This is a genomic window from Chromobacterium alkanivorans (genome assembly GCF_016937655.1).
Classification (GTDB): domain Bacteria; phylum Pseudomonadota; class Gammaproteobacteria; order Burkholderiales; family Chromobacteriaceae; genus Chromobacterium; species Chromobacterium alkanivorans.
In genome coordinates, this window is the sequence record NZ_JAFHKL010000001.1 from 450,967 (window position 1) to 467,616 (window position 16,650).

Below are 16,650 nucleotides of genomic sequence, written 5' to 3' on the forward strand. Positions count from 1 at the left end.
CCTATGTACATTCCGCTTTCTCAGCCGTTTTCGCCTTGTCTCGTTCTAGCTCGCTAGACTTTGGGCTGGTTCTACCTCTAGGCGCCGGCATTCACGGCAAGCAAAAGGCCAGTCTCGCGACTGGCCTTTTTCATTTCACCGCCACAGTGGGCGTCAGCCGCCGCGTCGCCCGCCAGAACAGCAGCGCCAGCAGGCTGACGGCGGCGCCCAGCCCGCACACGGCTTGCCAGCCGGCATGGGCGTAGGCCGTGGTGGCGCCGATGGCGCCCAGCCCGCTGCCCAGCGCGTAGAACAGCATGTAAAGGCCGACCAGCCGGCCATGGGCTTCGGGGCAGGCGCGGAAAATCAGGCTCTGGTTGGTGACGTGCAGCGCCTGGCCGCCCAGATCCAGCAGCAGGATGCCGACCAGCAGTGCGGCAAGCGATTGCTGCATCAGCGACAGCGGCCACCAGGCCAGCAGCAGCAGCGCTAGCGCCGCCGCGCTGGTGCGTTGACCCTGCCCGCGGTCGGCCCACTGACCGGCGCGCGCGGCGGCCAGCGCGCCAAGCGCGCCCACCAGGCCAAGGGCGCCGATGGCGGTGTGGGAATAGTTGTGGGGCGGCGCGCTCAAGGGCAGCGCCAGCGCGCTCCAGAAGATGTTGAAGGCCGCGAACATCAGCAGCGCCAGCATGCCGCGCACTTGCAGCGCCTTCTCGCGCCGCAGCAGGGTCAGCATGGAGGCGAGCAGCGCCGGGTAGCGCATCGCGTTCGCGGCGGGGGCGAGCGCGGGCAGCCGCCGCCACAGCGGCAGCGCGATCGCCAGCATCAGCGCCGCGGCGCTTAAATAGACGCCGCGCCAGCCGGCCAGGTCGCTGACGGCGCCGGCGAACACCCGCGCCAGCAGCAAGCCGATGAAGACGCCGCTTTGCGCCGCGCCGACGACGCGCCCTTGCTCATGGGGCGCGGCGGCGCTGGCCGCGTAGGCGATCAGCCCCTGGGTCATCGCCGTGCCCAGCAGGCCCACCGCCAGCACGCCAGCCAGCAGCGCGGGCGCGGTGCGCGCCATGGCCACCGCCGTCAGCGCGGCCGCCAGCGCCAGCAGTTGCGCCGCCATCAGGCGGCGGCGCTCCAGCAGGTCGCCCAGCGGCACCAGCAGCAGCAAGGCCAACGCGCAGCCTATCTGGGTGGCGGTGACTACGCCGCCCACCGCAGCCTGGCTGATGGCGAAATCCCGGGCCAGCGCGTCCAGCAAGGGTTGGGCGTAATAGACGTTGGCCACGCTCAAGCCGCTGGCGGCGGCGAACAGCCATACCAGGCTGGCGGGCGTGTTCGCTTGCTTGTGTTTCAAGAGTGGTGATGGGGCGTGCCTGGCGTTCATGATCCCGAGTCCGTTCAATCTAGTTGCAAAATGAAACCGATTGAATGCTAGGGCAAGCAGTTTTAAAATGCAACTGATTGATCCCGCCGCCGCATAACCCAAGGAGAGCCCATGACGCGCCATAACACAATGAATCAGGAGCCATGTCCGGTGGCGCGCAGCGTCGACGTGATCGGGGATCGCTGGTCCTTGTTGATCGTGCGCGACGCCTTCGACGGCGTGCGCCGCTTCGGCGATTTCCAGCGCGGTCTGGGCATGGCCCGCAACATCCTGTCCGATCGGCTGCGCAAGCTGGTGGACGCCGAGGTGCTCGCCACCCAGGCGGCCTCGGATGGCTCCGCTTACCAGGAGTATGTGTTGACGGCCAAGGGGGAAAGCCTGTTCGCGGTGGTGCTGGCCTTGCGCCAGTGGGGCGAAGGGCATTTGTTTGAGGCGGGCGAAGGCCATTCGCTGTTGATAGACAAGCGGACCGGCCAGCGCGTGCCCTTGATGTCGCCCAGGGACGCGGACGGTGTCGAACTGGCGCCCGAGGCCACCGAGGTGCGCAAGCTGGCCTGAGCCGATCGGCCGAGACAAAGACGGAGCCGCGGTGCAGCCATGCGCTGAGCTGGCGGTTGTCCCTTCCCGCATTCTTCAGGGCTGCGGCCCATTACCCTTCCCGCGTTCTTCCCGGTCCGCCTTGTCCTTGTCTGCCATTTGAACAGCCCCTCCGGCGGGTGGAAGTAGATTGTTCATATGAAGACTTTTTCATTTGCAGGTACACCCATTCCGATACCAAGCGTTACTTGAGTGGGTGTCTGGATGTTGTATTTTGTCCTCAACAAGCCGCAAATTCGCCCTGGCGCTGAAATACCAAGTCATTAATTTTCCATGACGGCATGACGTAAGCTTAGATAAGAGCGGCGTGGGCGGCGGGCGGCGGAGACGGTATAGACAAATTGCTCTATTTATATAACATGAAGCGCTCAGCCCCTCCGGGGGCGATGCCGGATCAGAGGGCGAAAAGCCCCGAACGCTTTAACTTGTGAAATGCATATGCCCGGCTGCGTCGGCTCGGGATTTTCACCGTTGGCTGTTGATGAAGTCTATGAGGAGAAGCAAATGAAGAAAGCATTGGCTGTGATGGCCTTGGGTCTGATGACCGCGTCGATCGGGGCATGGGCCAAGGACTGGAAGGAAGTCCGTTTCGGCGTGGACGCCAGTTACGCGCCGTTTGAATCCAAGGCGCCCAATGGCCAGCTGGTGGGCTTCGACATCGATCTGGGCAATGAAATCTGTAAGCGCCTGAAAGCCAAGTGCGTGTGGGTGGAAAACGATTTCGACGGCATGATCCCGGCCTTGAAAGCCAAGAAATTCGACGGCGTGCTGTCCTCGATGTCGATGACGGAAGCCCGGATGAAGGAAATCAGCTTTTCCTCCAAATTGTTCAACACTCCGACGCGCATGGTGGCCAAGAGCGGTTCCGGCTTGATGCCCACCCCGGCTTCGCTGAAGGGCAAGCGCGTGGGCGTGGAGCAGGGCACCATCCAGGAAGCTTACGCCAAGAAACACTGGGCGCCGGCCGGCGTGGAAGTGGTGCCTTACCAGAACCAGACCCAAGTGCTGTCCGACCTGACGGCGGGCCGCCTGGACGCCTCGCTGCAAGACGCGGTGCAGGCTGACGAAGGCTTCCTGAAGAAGCCGGAAGGCAAGGGCTTCGCTTTTGCCGGCAAAGAACTGGTGGACCCGAAAACCCTGGGCGAAGGCGCCGCCATCGGCTTGCGCAAGGAAGACAAGGAACTGAAGGCCGATATCGACAAAGCCATCGCCGGCATGCTCAAAGACGGCACTTACCAGAAGATTGAGAAGAAATACTTCAACTTCGACGTTTACGGCAAGTAAGCGGCAAGAACCTGTTCAAGGCCGCAGCGCCGCTGCGCGGCGGACTTTGAACAGGTAGCCAAGCCGCCGACAAAACCGCTGCATTGGAACCCGCAGCGCCTCCGTGGCCGGAGCTGGCCATCCGTTTTGTCGGCGGCTCGTCTTTTGCGCAAGTCAGGACCGGCCCGGCGCTCGCCGCCGCTCCTGAAAGGGGAAGAGCATGTTTTTGCATGGATTCGGTTCCATTATCTGGGAAGGCACGCTGGTGACGCTGGAGCTGGCGGTGCTGTCCTTGTTGCTGGCCTTTCTGATCGGCCTGGTAGGCGCCGGCGCCAAGCTGTCCAGCAATCCCTTGCTGAGCGGCGTGTCCACGCTGTACACCACCTTGATCCGCGGCGTGCCGGACCTGGTGCTGATGCTGCTGATTTTTTACAGCCTGCAGATAGGCATCAACCATCTGACCGAATGGCAGGGCATGGAGCGGATTGACCTCAATCCCTTCGTATCCGGCGTGGTGACCCTGGGCTTCATCTACGGCGCCTATTTCACCGAAACGCTGCGCGGCGCCTTCATCTCGGTGCCCAAGGGCCAGCTGGAAGCCGGCACCGCCTACGGCATGAGCCACTGGCAGGTGTTTTCCCGCATCCAGTTTCCGCAGATGATGCGCTTCGCCTTGCCCGGCATTTCCAATAACTGGCAGGTGATGCTGAAAGCCACCGCCCTGGTGTCCATCATCGGCCTGACCGACGTGGTCAAGGTGTCGATCGACGCCGGCAAGAGCACTTACAAAGTGTTCTTCTTCACCCTGGTGGCCGGGGCGATCTACCTGTTGCTCACCACAGTGTCCAACTTCGCGTTGATGTGGCTGGAGCGCCGTTACTCCATGGGCGTGCGGGAGGCCGAGCTATGATAGACATCATTCAACAATACTGGCGCCCCTTCCTGTGGTCGGACGGCTACCATCTGTCCGGCCTCGCCGTCACCATGTGGCTGCTGGTGCTGTCCATCGCCTTCGGCTTCGTCGTCTCCATCCCGCTGGCGGTGGCGCGGGTGTCCAAGGTCAAATGGCTGGCGCGCTGCGTCTGGTTCTACACCTATGTGTTCCGCGGCACGCCGCTTTACGTGCAGCTGCTGTTCTTCTACACCGGCATGTACAGCCTGGACGCGGTGCGCGAGGTGGGCTTCCTCAACCACTTCTTCCGCGAGGGCTACAACTGCACCATCCTGGCGTTCGCGCTCAACACCTGCGCTTACACCACCGAGATCTTCGCCGGCGCCATCAAGGCCACCCCTTACGGCGAGATCGAGGCCGGACGGGCCTACGGCATGAGCAAGTTCACCCTCTACCGTCGGGTGATCATTCCGTCCGCGCTGCGCCGCGCGTTGCCGGCGTACAGCAATGAAGTGATCCTGATGCTGCACGCCACCACCGTGGCCTTCACCGCCACCGTGCCGGACGTGCTGAAAGTGGCGCGCGACGTCAACGCCGCCACCTACGACTCCTTCAACGCCTTTGGCCTGGCCGCCCTGATCTATCTGGGCGTCACCTTCATCCTGGTGGGCCTGTTCCGCAAGGCCGAGACCCGATGGCTGGCCTATCTGCAGCCGGCGAAAACCTGAGAAACGGACTAGAAGATGGACAAGCTGACTATCCAGAACATCCACAAGAGCTACGGCAGCCACGAGGTGCTCAAGGGCGTCTCGCTGACGGCCAAGGCCGGCGACGTGATCAGCATCATCGGCTCATCCGGCTCCGGCAAAAGCACCTTTCTGCGCTGCATCAACTTCCTGGAGAAACCGAACCAGGGCAGCATCAGCCTCAATGGCGAGCCCATCCGGCTGGCCACCACCAAGAACGGCGAGCTGACGCCGGCGGACCAGAAGCAGCTGCAGGGCATGCGCACCAAGCTGGCCATGGTGTTCCAGCACTTCAATCTGTGGGCGCACATGACGGTGCTGGAAAACGTCATCGAGGCGCCGGTGCACGTGCTGGGGATTTCCAAGGAGGAAGCCACCCAGCGCGCGATCAAATACCTGCGCAAAGTGGGCCTGGACGAACGCGCCCAGGACAAATACCCGGCGCATTTGTCCGGCGGCCAGCAACAGCGGGTGGCGATTGCGCGCGCGCTGGCGATGGAGCCGGAGGTGATGCTGTTCGACGAGCCCACCTCGGCGCTGGACCCGGAGCTGGTGGGCGAGGTGCTGAAAGTGATGCAGGCGCTGGCGGAGGAAGGCCGCACCATGATCGTGGTCACCCACGAGATGGGCTTCGCCCGCAATGTGTCCAATCACGTGATGTTCCTGCACCAGGGGCGGGTGGAGGAGGAGGGCTGCCCGGACGAGGTGTTCGGCAACACCAAGAGCGAGCGCCTGAAGGCCTTCCTGTCGGGCAGCCTGAAGTGATCTTAGAACGTGTTTACGATCTTGCGAGCTAAAGCGAGGCAAGGCGGAAACGGCTGAGAAAGCGGAATGTACAGAGGGTACATGAGCATTTCGAAACCGTACTCACCGTGTCACGTGTCACGACGCGCAGCAGATCGTAAACCGGTTCTTAGTTTTACCCTGCTCAAGGGGGATACAGCCCGCCGGCGCAATATGACCGGCGGGTTCGTTGTTTTCAGGCTTGTGGATAAATCAGGAAAACCGAAAAAACTGTGGATAAGCCGGGAACGGCTATTTGGGATGGTCGGCGCGGAACAGCGTCCATTCCTCCACCGTGCGGCCGTCCGGCAGCTGGCACAGCGCGTACTCGTTGCCCTGGGCGTCTTTTTGCGGCAATAGCTTGCCGCCCTTGTCCACGCAATAGACCGAGGCCGGATTGGCCATGCCCACCACCGGGCGCTCAGGCGGCTTGGTCTGGCTGCAGGCGCTCAGGCCCAGCAGCGCGGCGGCGCAAATCAAGATTCTCATGCGGTTTTCCTTTCAGTGTCAGGCCGACAACAGCTTGCCGGATTTGAAGGCCTCGCGGCTGGCCACCTTGGCCAGCGACAGGCCGGCGGTGGTGTAGGTGCGGGCGCTGGTGGCGTACAACATGCCCGGCCGGTTGGCGCGGATCTCGCTGCAGCGGTCGCTTATCGGGTCTATCACCTCGGCCAGCAGCTCGCCGCTGGCCACCTCGCTGCCCGGCTGGGCGTGGTAGACCACCACGCCGGCGTGCGGCGCGTACAGGTTTTCCGATCCGGCCAGCGGCGTGGCCGGGAACGGCAGCCCCGGCAGCGGCGGCGCGGCTTCGGCGATCACGCCGCGGTGGCGCAGGAAGTTGAGGATGCCTTCCGCGTCCCGGCGCGCGTAATCGTGATGGACGTCGATTTCGCCGCGCAGTTCCACCGTCACCGCCAGGCAGGCCATGTCGATCTGCGCGTCCAGGCCCTCCGCCGTCGCCAGATCGCGCAACTGCCACCACAGCTGGCCGCAGGCTTCGTCGAAGGGATGGTCGCCGGAGTCGGTGGCCAGCAAGGTGGCGCAAGCGCCCAGGTAGCGCGACAGCGGCTCGCACTGTTCCCACAGCGGGGTGCCGGTGTACAGGTGCAGGCCGGCGCGGCAGTCGCAATGCAGGTCCAGCACCACGTCGGCGTCGAAGGCCAGCTTCATCAGCGTGTGGCGCAGCGACTGCAGCTCGCTGTCGGCGCGCAGCGCGCCCAGTTGCTGGCGCGCCTCCGCGCGGATCAGCGCGGTATTGGCCTTGCCGTCGCGGCCCAGCTCCCCTTTCACCGCCTCGAAAATCGTTTCGGACAACACCGGGTAATGGCGGTTGAAGTTCTGGCCGCTTTGCAGATCGAAACGGCCCAGCATCTTCTCGCTCTGGTTCTGGTTCAGGCCGATGGGGTTGGCCACCGGCACCAGGATCACCTCGCCGCGCAGCAGGCCGGCGGCGTCCAGTCGCTGCAAGCCTTGCTTCAAATGCCAGGCGGCCAGCATGCCGGGCAGTTCGTCGGCGTGCAGGCTGGCCTGGATATAGATTTTCTGGCCGCTTTGCGGCACGCCGAAATGGAAGCTGGTCAGATCGCGCTGGCTGCCCAGGCTGGGCGACAACAAGGGCTGGCGGTGGGTGTACATGGATTCTCCTTGGCGGTGGGCGGCTCTGTGGTCAAATCTTATGCCAAACCGCCCCGGGCAAGATAGGGCCGCCGCGCGGACATGCGTTGACGAACGAGCATGCCCCCCGGACAATCATGGCTTTTGCCATTCCACGCCCGCGCGCGTGGTGGAGTGCCTTTGGATTCTCTCTCCGACTTCTTCCAGCCCGGCATCGAGCCCGCCTCCTTGCAGGCGGTGTCGCGCCTGACCGGCGCCTGGCCCTATCTCGCCGTCTTCGTCACCCTGTTCCGCGGCGGCGACGAAGAAGTGCTGATGCGGCTGCTGGTGTTGCGGGAACTGGGCGGCCGCGCCGAAGCGCCGCTATGGACGCCGCAGGAAATCGCCCAGCGTTTCGCCTATCTGAACGACACCAAGCTGGCCACCATTCTGGGCCGGCTGCGCGAAGGCGGCCTGCTGGTCTACGACAGCGACGGCGGCGTCTACCAGCTGTCCGAAGGCGCGCGCGTCGCGCTGGCGGCATTGGCCACCATGGTGGATTTCGCCGGCGACGATGTGGAGCTGGGCTATCTGACCAGCCAGGTGGCCGCCGGCCAGGCGGTGGGTCAGGTCTCGGACGAAGCGCTCAAACACCTGCTGGCGCGGCTGAACGAACTGTACGCGGAATTCGAGGAAGCGCTGGAATCGCAATCCGAATTCCGCATCCGCGCCGCCCAGCACCGCCTGGAGGCGGTGTGGCGCTGGGTGGCCAAATCCACCGAAGTGGTCAAGAGCCTGACCCAGGACGACACGCTGAGCCTGCTGGTGCTCAACCAGGCCCAGGCCATCGCGCTGGCGCAAAGCCGCATGCTGGCGCTGGCCGGCACCTTCGAACGCCGGCTGGCGCAATTGGCCGCGCAGCGCGTGCATCTGGGCGGCTCCGGCCTCACTTCCACCGACATCGCCGACTGGCTGCGCCGCATGGCGGCCGGCCAGCTGGCGCACAAGCTGGACGCCTGCCTGTCCATCGCCCCCGAGCCCGCCTTCCTGTCCACGCCGGAGCTGGCCGACGTGGCCGAGTTCGAACTGCTGGCGCGCGAGCGCGCCAAGGCCGGCACCATGACGCTGCCGGGCGGCGAAGCCGCGCCGCTGGCCGACGCGCCGGAAATGGAGCGCTTGCTGGAGGCCGAGGCCATGTACGACGTCTTGCTGGAGCTGGGCATGTCCGGCGCGGCCGACGCCCACATCAGCCAGGCGGTGCTGGCCGACAGCTACAACGAAACCGCCTACCGGCTGTCGCTGCTGTCCCTGATCGGCGACCCGGAAACCAGCAACGACCAAAGCATAGTCGCCGCGCTGGCCAAGCTGCCGTTCAGCCTGCAAGGCGGCGAGCGCGTGATCGAGCCTGACCACCCGGAAGTGGCGTCGCTGTCCGACGCGCGCCTGGTGGCCGCGGCGCAAAAAGGTTCTTAATGGAAACAGAAATCAAAACCCTGACCGCCCGTCTGCTGGCGCACCGGGTGGTGCCGCGCGGCGACGCGCTGGCGAAGAAGGCGCTGCTGGACGACAGCTTCCGCCTGGAACTGGACAAGAGCCTGGCCGCCGTCGGCCTGCGCCTGGTGGAGAACCCCTACGCCGAGCACGTCGCCGTGGCGCTGCTGCCGGAAATGACCGAGCCGGTGTTCGGCTCCGGCGACGCCTGGCTCAACAACAACCTGGGCCTGCCGCGCGACGGCGTGGCGCTGCTGGTCATCCTGTGGTCCTTGATCATCCTGCCCAAGCGCGAGCGCCAGATCGCCCGCGTCGAAGCCGGCAAGGAAAGCCAGAGCGATATGTTCGGCGCGCAAAAGCCGCTGGAAACCGGCGAGGCTGTGTCCACCGGCGTGTCCGAGGACGCGCTTTACGCCGACTTCGGCAAGGCGCTGGGCGGCCGCACCCGTTTCAACGCCAACCTGGGCCGCCTGGTCAACCTGGGCTTCATCGTGCGCCGCAACCGCTGGCTGGACGAAGGGCCGATGCTGGACCTGATGATTGACTACGCCCAGCTGGCGCCGCGCATCATCGAAGGCGCGCTGGCCGACGTGCTGCTGCGCCGCGAAGGCCGCGACGCGCTGGCCGACAAGCGCGCGGAAGCGGCCGAGGACGAGGCCGAAGCCGTCGACGACTCCGCCGGCCCGCTGTTTGACTTGCCGCCGGACGAGGACGCGGCCCACGAGGAGACGCGCTGATGTTCCAGATGAAATCGGTGGAAATGGTGCACTGGGACTTCTGGCAGCGGCTGACCGTGCCGCTGGACGCGCAGATCGTCACCATCATCGGCCCCAACGGCTCCGGCAAGACCACCTTGCTGGACGCGATGCGCACCCTGCTGGCGATCAAATGCTCGGGCAAGCGCGATTACAAGCGCTATGTGCGCAACAACAAGGAAGCCTTCGCCTATCTGCGCGGCGTGGTGGACAATCCGCGCCGCCCCAGCGGCGGCCTGTATCCGACCCCCTTCTTCCCCATCGTCGCCGACGCCGTCACCCTGCTGTGCCGGATCAAGAAACAGGGCGGTGACTGGGTGCGCCACTACGCCATCCTGGACGGCGACGTGCCGCTGGAGCTGGCCGAAGGCCAGGCCCAATGGATGGGCGTGCAGGAATACCGCCGCCGGCTGGAAATGGCCGGCCTGACCCCGGCGGTGGCCGAAGTGCTGGCGCTGGAACAGGGCGACACCGACAAGCTGACCGAATACAGCCCGCGCCAACTGCTGGACCTGGTGTTCCAGGTTTTCGGCGACAAGGACGTGCTGGACAACTACCAGCGCGCCCGCGACGAGCAGCGCGCCACCGAACTGGAGCTGGAATCGCTGAGCCGCCAGGAAGAAGCGCTGCAGACGCGGGTGGAAACCATGAAGACCCGCGCCAACCGCTATCTGGAATGGCGGCAGCTGCAAACCGGCATCGCCCGGCTGCGCGACGAGGCGCTGCCGGTGCTGGCCTATCTGGACGCCAAGTCCGCGCTCGGCAATGTCTGGAAAAACTACCGCGGCAACTTCCACACGCTGAACCAGGCCCAGGGCGAACACGCCGACACCTTGCAACTGGTGGCCAAGCTCAAGGCGGCGGAAGTGGCCGCAGACGCCTCGCGCAAGGCGGCCGAAACCGCCCGCGTCGGCGCGCAGGAAGCCTTCATGGCGGCCAAGGGCGAACACGCCGGCGTGGCCGGCCAGCTCAAGGAACGCGACCGGCTGCAAGCGCTGGCCAGCAAGGAGTACGGCGCCGACGCCGCCCAACTGGCCGACAAGCTCTCCGCGCTGCGCGGCGAAGCCGAGCAGTTGAAAGACGGCCTGCGCGAACTGAAAAAGCAGCGCCAGGACAGTTCCCAGCACCTGGAGGCGCTGGAAATCGGCCGCGGCCGCGCGCCGGAAGACGTGCGCCAGTTCAAGGCGGCGCTGGACGAGGCCGGCATCGGCCACCTGATGCTGTCCGACATCGTGGAAGTGATGGATCCGGACTGGCAGGCGGCGGTGGAAGCGCTGCTGCGCGGTTATCGTCATGTGGTGCTGCTGGAACGCGAATCCGACCGCCGCGAAGCCTGGCGCATCGGCGAGAAATTGCGTTACCGCCACTTCGTGGTGCCGGAACGCAGCCACCCGCCGCGCGCCAACGCCGGCAGCCTGATGGAAGTGGTGCGCTTCTCCGCCGACGCTCCCGAGTGGCTGTACCGTCAGCTGAACAGCGTCAGCCGCGTCGACGACGCCGAGCAGGGCGCCGACGTCAGCGGCGACTGGATCACCCGCGACGGCTACTTCCGCGAACGCCGCGGCGCGCGCCACATCGGCGTGCCGGCGCATGAATTCGCCTTCGGCGAAGCCGCGCGCCAATCGCGGCTGTTGGCGGTGCGCGAAGCCTTGAAGGCATTGAACACCCGCATCCTCGCCGACGAAGAGCGGCTGGTGGCGGCCACCCGCGAGGCCGCCGGCCTGGCCGAATACCTGGGCGGCATGGACGCCATCCGCCAGCTGGACAGCCGCGCCGAAGAATTCGCTGCGCTGGAAACGCGCAAGCAGGGGCTGGAAAGCGAAATCGCCCGCCTGGGCGCGGCTTTGGGCCTCGCCAGCGCGGAGAAGGAAGCCGCCGATCAGCGCTACAGCGACGCGCGGCTGGCGCACGACCGCGTCTGCCAGCGCGAGCAGGACAGCCTGGCCGCCTTCCGCCAAAAACAGCAGGAAGTGGAGCAGGCGCGCCGCCAGGTGCGCCGGCTGCTGTCCGAGCTGCGCGAATGGGCGGAGCGCTTGCCTGACGCGGCGCTGGCGCCGGAGAACGTCGAGGCGCTGGAAAGCGAGTTCGACACCGCCGCCGACGCCAAGCATCAGCTCAACTACCTGGAAGAGCGACTGCAAAGCGGGGACTGGGAGCAGGACGAAGCCGTGCTGGCGCTGAAGGACAAGCTGGTGGAGGACCTGACCGGTCTGGACCGCGAACGCCAGCGCCGCCAGAGCGAAGTGGACCGCTCGCGGGAACTGACCGACGAAGCGCGCGCCGCCTATATGGGCAAGCTGCGCGCCACCGTCCGCGTCTACGGCCAGAACGTCAAGCGCCTGGGCGAACTGGCCGGCATCCAGGTGGAAGTGGAGCTGCCGCAGCTGTCCAACGACGACGCCGCGCTGGCCCAGGCCGGGCTGGTGCTCAAGTTCAACTTCGACCAGAAGGGCCTGATGGGCATGAACGACGGCGAAGCCTCCGGCGGCCAGCAGGTGATGAAGTCGCTGATCCTGCTGATCGGCCTGATGATGGACGAGTCCAACCCGTCCGGCTTCGTCTTCATAGACGAACCGTTCGCCCACCTGGACATCTTCAACATCGACCGCGTCGCCGGCTTCCTCAAGGCCACCGAGGCGCAGTACCTGATCACTACGCCCAACACCCACAACATCAATATCTTCGCGCCGTCGGAACTGACGCTGGCCACCCGCAAGAAACGGCCGGGCGAGCAATGGGCGCCGCCCATCCTGCAAACCCGTCGCCGCGCGGACGGCGGCGAACCGGCCTGAGCCAGAGCAAGCAGCCGCCCCTCAGGGGCGGCTTTTGCTTGTTAGCATGGACGGATCCTAGCCTTGCCAGGAGAGAGCCCATGTCCAATTATCGACGCGATCGCAGCGCTGGCGGCAGCTGGTTCTTCACCGTCAACCTGGCGGATAGACGGCAGCGCCTGCTGCTTGATCACGTTGACGCGCTGCGGGAAGCCTTCCGCTATACCTTGCGTCGCCATCCATTCCGCATCGAGGCCATCGTGATCATGCCCGACCATCGGCATGCGGTGTGGACTCTGCCGGCCGCGGACGCGGATTACCCTTTACGTTGGCGTTTGATCAAAACCATGTTTACCCGATCGTTGCCGCCTGAGGAGAGGGTCCGCGCTTCGCGCCGGGACAAGGGCGAGCGGTATGTCTGGCAGCGGCGTTATTGGGAACATCGGCTGAGGGATGAGCAAGACTTTGCCCGCCATATCGATTACATCCACAACAACCCGCTCAAGCATGGCTATGTCTCCAAACTCGCAGACTGGCCGTGGTCTTCGTTCCATCGTTACGTGAGGCATGGATTATTGCCGGAAGATTGGGCCGGAGGCGATGACGAAGGGGACGGGTTTGGAGAACGGAGGGTTTCCATTGCAGGGGATTGAGGCGGTAGGTCTTGTTCCCGCGTGGGTATCGCTTCGCTCCACCCACCCTACGAGGAGCGGTGGGTAGGGTGGGAGGAGCCGAAGGCGATACCCACCAAGCTCCGCCATCGAAACCCGAGAGTGGGTCCCGCCACATCCGCGTGGGTATCGCTGCGTTCCACCCACCCTACGGCGAGTGGTGTGTAGGGTGGGAGGAGCCGAAGGCGATACCCACCAAGCTCCGCCATCGAAACCCGAGAGTGGGCCTTGCCACATCCGCGTGGGTATCGTTGCGCTCCACCCACCCTACAGCGAGTGGTGTGTAGGGTGGGAGGAGCCGAAGGCGATACCCACCAAGCTCCGCCATCGAAACCCGAGTGTGGGCCTTGCCACATGTCCGAGTGGGTATCGCTGCGCTCCACCCACCCTACGGCGAGCAGTGGGTAGAGTGGGTGGAGCCGTAGGCGATACCCACCAAACCCCGCCATCGAAACCCAAAGCTCAATCTCGCCACATGTCCGCGTGGGTATCGCTGCGCTCAACCCACCCTACGGCGAGTGGTGTGTAGGGTGGGAGGAGCCGCAGGCGATACCCACCAACTGCCGATATCCAAGCAGCTTGCTGGGCTGGGGCTATCGTCGCCGCTCACGGCTGGTTGTAGCTGTACTCGATGCCGTTGATGGTGGACTTGAAGCCGTAGCGCGGGAAGGCCGGATTCGGGTTCTTGGCGAGGTAGGCGTCCGCCAGCGCCTCGGCCGCCTGCCGGTAGAACTTGGTCTGGTTCTTGTTGTACCAGGGGTCGTCGTGGGGATTGGGGCTGAACTTGTAGCTCTGGTCGCGGCCGCCAGCAATGTAAATGCGGATGCCGCGCGCGCCGGGGCCGGAGCCGCCGCTCTTTTGCTCCACGTAGTTGAAGGTGATGCCGCTGTTTTTGTAATTGGACAGGCTGCCGCTGATGTTGGCAGCCAGCGCGCCGCCGGCGGTCAGCGACAGCGCGCCGACGGCCAGCAAGGCCGCGACGCGGCGGAACAGGAAGTTGAGTGGGGGATGCATGGTGCTCCTTCGGATCATGGTTGAGAACCGTCGGCAAGCGAGCGGCCTTGCCGGCGAGGCGTTAGCGTCGTGCAATAGCGCTTAAATGTCGCCTATTTATACGAATGGCAATTATCTTTCGTTTTTTAATGTCATTTGGATTGTGAAGATAGGCGAGCGCGGAGCGATCAGCAAGCGTTGCATGCCAGTCCTTAAGGCCGGGCCGCCCGGGCGACGATGGCGCGCTTGAGCGGGACGGGGTCGCGGGGATGGCGGCCCGCCGCCTCTGGCCTATGCTGAGAGGGAGGCATGGGCGTTGCGGGAAAGCGGGTTTGAAATGGAAGAACGCGACTTGGTGGGCAGCGCCATTCCCATGGCGCAGCTCAAGCTGGAACTGCGCGCGAATGGCGTATTGGTCATTTCGGTGTACGAGATCGACGACGAAGAGCCATTTTTCGTCTACGAGTCCGACAACGACTTTGATCCGGAGGCGATTTTGAGCGCCGCGGAGCGGCGTCTGGACCCGGTGCGGCTGGATGTGTTCAAGCATGTGTTCTTCCAGGCCCGGGACGATGTCGAGGACGGCCGGGACGAGGGCGACGGGTAGAGGACTCCCGCGCGGCTTCGTCCATTGCAGGCCAACACCCCGCCCAGCCGGGGTGTTGTTTTTTACGCCAGCCGCCATGGCCGCGATCCTGAGCCAGCGCCAAGACGCCCAAAGCCCGCCTGGGGGCGGGCTTCGGGTACTGATGGATGGCCCGGTCCCGGAACCGGGCGCATGCGCTTAGAAGCTGTTTACGATCAGCTGCGCGTCGGTAGAGACATTGTGCGATGAGTGCCCGCTTCGAAATGCTCATGCACCACTCGTACATTCCGCTTTCTCAGCCGTTTTCGCCTAGTCTCGCCTTAGCTCGCGAGATCGTAAACATGTTCTTAGCGCAGGTTCAACGCTTTGATCGCGTTGTTGATTTCATCCGCTAGGCGCACTTCCTGACCCAGCTGCTCATGCCATTGCTGGTTCTGGAAGAAGGCGTAGCGCGCCTTGGAGTTGTTGCCGGCTTGCCAGCCGTCTTTCAACTGGCCGTCGAAGAAGAACTGTTCCAGCAGCGCGTGGCCGGCGGCGTGCGCCTGGTTTTGCGCGTGCTGCTCGTGCAGGCGCGACGCGCCCACCAGATGCAGTTCGATGTCGCGGCCCTGCTCTTCGTAGCGGCCCTGGATCGGGTGCTCGAACACCAGCGGCTGCAGCGTGGCGTGGGTGATGGTGGCGCGGCCGGTGATATGGCGCGACGGGGTGTACACGGTCAGATCCAGCCGCAGGTTCAGGCCGCCCGCCTGGCCGGGTTTGTTGACGTTGTAGCTGACGATGAACAGGCCGGATTTTTGATCGCGATCGATAGTCATGTTTGGACTCCTTGAGATCAATAACATCAGAGAAGTTGGAACGCCCGGTGGGGCGTCCAGGCCCAATGGCGATGTGCGAACCGTGGCGGTAACCGCGGCTGCCCTGTAGTTATATAACCTTTGATTTTATTTTCAGCCGTACTTAATGGCAGTTGGAAATAAAGAGGGGATGGGGCTGGCGCGCGGGGCTAGGGCAGGGAGGGAGGAACAGCGCGCCGCCGGGGCCGGCGGCGCGAGGGGAAATCAGCTTTGTTGCTCAAAGCGCACAGGCTGTTTGCCCAGGCGCTTGGCCCGCACCACCACGGTGCCGGCGATCTTGTCGTGCCAGCCCTGCTTACGGGCGTCCAGGCCCACCCAGATCAGGCCCAGCAAGAAGGGGAAGCAGGAGACGAAGTAGCCGAGATAGCGCAGCGCGGCCTGTCCCGGCGTCATCGGCGCGCCGGTTTTGGCGTCCACGATGCGCGCGCCCAGCAGCATCTTGCCCGGGGTGCTGCTCTTGAACCACCAGAAGGCCAGCACCGCCGCCGCCGGCAGCACCCAGTTGACCATCAGGCCGGCCAGCGGGCTCAACTCGAAACCGCCTTGCATCATGAAGGCCTGCATCATCCAGCCGTCGCCGCTTTCCGCCACGCGGCTGCTTTCGCCGCCGCCGCCGGCCAGCAGCCAGATCGCCGGCGCCAGCACCAGGCACAGCAGCAGGGTGTCGATCAGGCTGGCCAGCACCCGCAGCCAGAAACCGACGTATTCCAGTTCTTCCGCGCCTTCTTGCATCTTCAATCCTCCAGATTGGGTTTGTGCTTGGCCGCCACGCGCAGATAGTGTTCGGCGGAGTATTGGAAGTGGGCCAGTTCTTTTTCGGTCAGCGGCCGCGCCTGCTTGACCGGGTTGCCCAGGTAAAGATAGCCGGACGCCAGCCGCTTGCCCGGCGGCACCAGGCTGCCGGCGCCGATCAGCACCCGCGGCTCGATCACCGCGCGGTCCAGCACGATGCTGCCGATGCCGACCAGCACTTCGTCGCCTATGGTGCAGCCGTGCAGGGTGACGTGGTGGCCGATGGTGACGTTGCGGCCTATCACCAGCGGCGCGCCGTCCGGGTCCGCGGCGCTCTTGTGGCTGACGTGCAGCATGGCGAAATCCTGGATGTTGGAGTTCTCGCCTATGCTGATGGCGTTGACGTCGCCGCGGATCACCGCATAGGGCCAGACCGACGCGCCTTCCGCCAACGAGACTTCGCCGATGACCACCGCAGCCGGGTCGATGTAACAGCTGTCGTGGATTTGCGGCTGATGCCCGTCATAAGGGCGGATATTGCTTTTCATCGGTCTGTCCTCATCTGA

Annotated in this window: 17 protein-coding genes; 10 read left to right on the top strand and 7 right to left on the bottom strand. The window is 64.7% G+C overall.

The window, feature by feature from the left end:
- Positions 1 to 130: 130 nt before the first annotated feature.
- Entirely contained in the window at positions 131 to 1,357 is a 1,227-nt protein-coding gene (locus JW897_RS02150) for an MFS transporter (protein ID WP_205465028.1), read from the bottom strand.
- A 111-nt stretch (positions 1,358 to 1,468) separates the two neighbouring features.
- Here JW897_RS02150 and JW897_RS02155 point away from each other — a divergent pair, with 111 nt between their 5' ends.
- The 5 genes from JW897_RS02155 to JW897_RS02175 all read left to right on the top strand — a co-directional run bounded on the left by JW897_RS02155 (position 1,469) and on the right by JW897_RS02175 (position 5,620).
- Positions 1,469 to 1,915, top strand: a complete 447-nt coding sequence (locus tag JW897_RS02155; protein WP_205465029.1) for a winged helix-turn-helix transcriptional regulator — start codon at positions 1,469 to 1,471, stop codon at positions 1,913 to 1,915.
- A 543-nt stretch (positions 1,916 to 2,458) separates the two neighbouring features.
- Entirely contained in the window at positions 2,459 to 3,238 is a 780-nt protein-coding gene (locus tag JW897_RS02160; RefSeq protein ID WP_048414085.1) for an ABC transporter substrate-binding protein, read from the top strand.
- Between the two features lie 199 nt (positions 3,239 to 3,437).
- Complete coding sequence (locus JW897_RS02165; protein WP_048414086.1) at positions 3,438 to 4,127, top strand: ABC transporter permease; 690 nt, start codon at positions 3,438 to 3,440, stop codon at positions 4,125 to 4,127.
- On the top strand, positions 4,124 to 4,837 hold the full coding sequence (locus JW897_RS02170) for an ABC transporter permease (protein WP_048414087.1): 714 nt from the start codon (positions 4,124 to 4,126) through the stop codon (positions 4,835 to 4,837). The genes JW897_RS02165 and JW897_RS02170 overlap by 4 nt, the downstream gene beginning before the upstream one ends.
- 15 nt (positions 4,838 to 4,852) lie before the next feature.
- Positions 4,853 to 5,620: an ABC transporter ATP-binding protein gene (locus JW897_RS02175; RefSeq protein ID WP_048414088.1), complete on the top strand. Its 768-nt coding sequence runs from the start codon at positions 4,853 to 4,855 to the stop codon at positions 5,618 to 5,620.
- 270 nt (positions 5,621 to 5,890) lie between these two features.
- Here JW897_RS02175 and JW897_RS02180 read toward each other — a convergent pair whose 3' ends face one another.
- Positions 5,891 to 6,127, bottom strand: coding sequence for a putative hemolysin (locus tag JW897_RS02180; protein ID WP_205465030.1), 237 nt, complete (start codon positions 6,125 to 6,127; stop codon positions 5,891 to 5,893).
- Between the two features lie 18 nt (positions 6,128 to 6,145).
- Entirely contained in the window at positions 6,146 to 7,273 is a 1,128-nt protein-coding gene (locus tag JW897_RS02185) for a succinylglutamate desuccinylase/aspartoacylase family protein (protein WP_205465031.1), read from the bottom strand.
- Between the two features lie 153 nt (positions 7,274 to 7,426).
- On the opposite strand from JW897_RS02185, the gene JW897_RS02190 reads away from it, so the two are divergent.
- The 4 genes from JW897_RS02190 to JW897_RS02205 all read left to right on the top strand — a co-directional run bounded on the left by JW897_RS02190 (position 7,427) and on the right by JW897_RS02205 (position 12,901).
- Entirely contained in the window at positions 7,427 to 8,704 is a 1,278-nt protein-coding gene (locus JW897_RS02190; RefSeq protein WP_338030544.1) for a hypothetical protein, read from the top strand.
- A complete protein-coding gene (locus tag JW897_RS02195) occupies positions 8,704 to 9,459 on the top strand; it encodes a hypothetical protein (RefSeq protein ID WP_205465033.1) in 756 nt (251 codons plus the stop codon). Before JW897_RS02190 ends, JW897_RS02195 begins: the two co-directional genes overlap by 1 nt.
- Entirely contained in the window at positions 9,459 to 12,269 is a 2,811-nt protein-coding gene (locus JW897_RS02200) for an ATP-binding protein (protein ID WP_205465034.1), read from the top strand. The genes JW897_RS02195 and JW897_RS02200 overlap by 1 nt, the downstream gene beginning before the upstream one ends.
- Before the next feature lie 80 nt (positions 12,270 to 12,349).
- On the top strand, positions 12,350 to 12,901 hold the full coding sequence (locus tag JW897_RS02205) for an REP-associated tyrosine transposase (protein ID WP_205465035.1): 552 nt from the start codon (positions 12,350 to 12,352) through the stop codon (positions 12,899 to 12,901).
- A gap of 624 nt (positions 12,902 to 13,525) precedes the next feature.
- Here JW897_RS02205 and JW897_RS02210 read toward each other — a convergent pair.
- A complete protein-coding gene (locus JW897_RS02210; protein ID WP_205465036.1) occupies positions 13,526 to 13,933 on the bottom strand; it encodes a hypothetical protein in 408 nt (135 codons plus the stop codon).
- A gap of 316 nt (positions 13,934 to 14,249) precedes the next feature.
- Between JW897_RS02210 and JW897_RS02215 the strand changes: the two genes are divergently transcribed.
- Positions 14,250 to 14,519 (top strand): hypothetical protein, encoded by a 270-nt coding sequence (locus JW897_RS02215; protein WP_048414095.1) that lies wholly within the window; start codon positions 14,250 to 14,252, stop codon positions 14,517 to 14,519.
- A gap of 326 nt (positions 14,520 to 14,845) precedes the next feature.
- On the opposite strand, the gene JW897_RS02220 is transcribed toward JW897_RS02215, so the two are convergent.
- The 3 genes from JW897_RS02220 to JW897_RS02230 form a co-directional block, all read right to left on the bottom strand.
- Complete coding sequence (locus JW897_RS02220; RefSeq protein WP_205465037.1) at positions 14,846 to 15,313, bottom strand: DUF1842 domain-containing protein; 468 nt, start codon at positions 15,311 to 15,313, stop codon at positions 14,846 to 14,848.
- Between the two features lie 243 nt (positions 15,314 to 15,556).
- Complete coding sequence (locus JW897_RS02225) at positions 15,557 to 16,084, bottom strand: RDD family protein (protein WP_205465038.1); 528 nt, start codon at positions 16,082 to 16,084, stop codon at positions 15,557 to 15,559.
- 2 nt (positions 16,085 to 16,086) lie between these two features.
- Complete coding sequence (locus tag JW897_RS02230; protein ID WP_048414098.1) at positions 16,087 to 16,632, bottom strand: gamma carbonic anhydrase family protein; 546 nt, start codon at positions 16,630 to 16,632, stop codon at positions 16,087 to 16,089.
- Positions 16,633 to 16,650 lie beyond the last annotated feature (18 nt).

Excerpts from the sequence above, each read along its gene's own strand:
- JW897_RS02150 (WP_205465028.1), bottom strand. The coding sequence starts at position 1,357 with ATGAACGCCAGGCACGCCCCATCACCACTCTTGAAACACAAGCAAGCG.
- JW897_RS02155 (WP_205465029.1), top strand. The coding sequence starts at position 1,469 with ATGACGCGCCATAACACAATGAATCAGGAGCCATGTCCGGTGGCGCGC.
- JW897_RS02160 (WP_048414085.1), top strand. The coding sequence starts at position 2,459 with ATGAAGAAAGCATTGGCTGTGATGGCCTTGGGTCTGATGACCGCGTCG.
- JW897_RS02165 (WP_048414086.1), top strand. The coding sequence starts at position 3,438 with ATGTTTTTGCATGGATTCGGTTCCATTATCTGGGAAGGCACGCTGGTG.
- JW897_RS02170 (WP_048414087.1), top strand. The coding sequence starts at position 4,124 with ATGATAGACATCATTCAACAATACTGGCGCCCCTTCCTGTGGTCGGAC.
- JW897_RS02175 (WP_048414088.1), top strand. The coding sequence starts at position 4,853 with ATGGACAAGCTGACTATCCAGAACATCCACAAGAGCTACGGCAGCCAC.
- JW897_RS02180 (WP_205465030.1), bottom strand. The coding sequence starts at position 6,127 with ATGAGAATCTTGATTTGCGCCGCCGCGCTGCTGGGCCTGAGCGCCTGC.
- JW897_RS02185 (WP_205465031.1), bottom strand. The coding sequence starts at position 7,273 with ATGTACACCCACCGCCAGCCCTTGTTGTCGCCCAGCCTGGGCAGCCAG.
- JW897_RS02195 (WP_205465033.1), top strand. The coding sequence starts at position 8,704 with ATGGAAACAGAAATCAAAACCCTGACCGCCCGTCTGCTGGCGCACCGG.
- JW897_RS02200 (WP_205465034.1), top strand. The coding sequence starts at position 9,459 with ATGTTCCAGATGAAATCGGTGGAAATGGTGCACTGGGACTTCTGGCAG.
- JW897_RS02205 (WP_205465035.1), top strand. The coding sequence starts at position 12,350 with ATGTCCAATTATCGACGCGATCGCAGCGCTGGCGGCAGCTGGTTCTTC.
- JW897_RS02210 (WP_205465036.1), bottom strand. The coding sequence starts at position 13,933 with ATGCATCCCCCACTCAACTTCCTGTTCCGCCGCGTCGCGGCCTTGCTG.
- JW897_RS02215 (WP_048414095.1), top strand. The coding sequence starts at position 14,250 with ATGGAAGAACGCGACTTGGTGGGCAGCGCCATTCCCATGGCGCAGCTC.
- JW897_RS02220 (WP_205465037.1), bottom strand. The coding sequence starts at position 15,313 with ATGACTATCGATCGCGATCAAAAATCCGGCCTGTTCATCGTCAGCTAC.
- JW897_RS02225 (WP_205465038.1), bottom strand. The coding sequence starts at position 16,084 with ATGCAAGAAGGCGCGGAAGAACTGGAATACGTCGGTTTCTGGCTGCGG.
- JW897_RS02230 (WP_048414098.1), bottom strand. The coding sequence starts at position 16,632 with ATGAAAAGCAATATCCGCCCTTATGACGGGCATCAGCCGCAAATCCAC.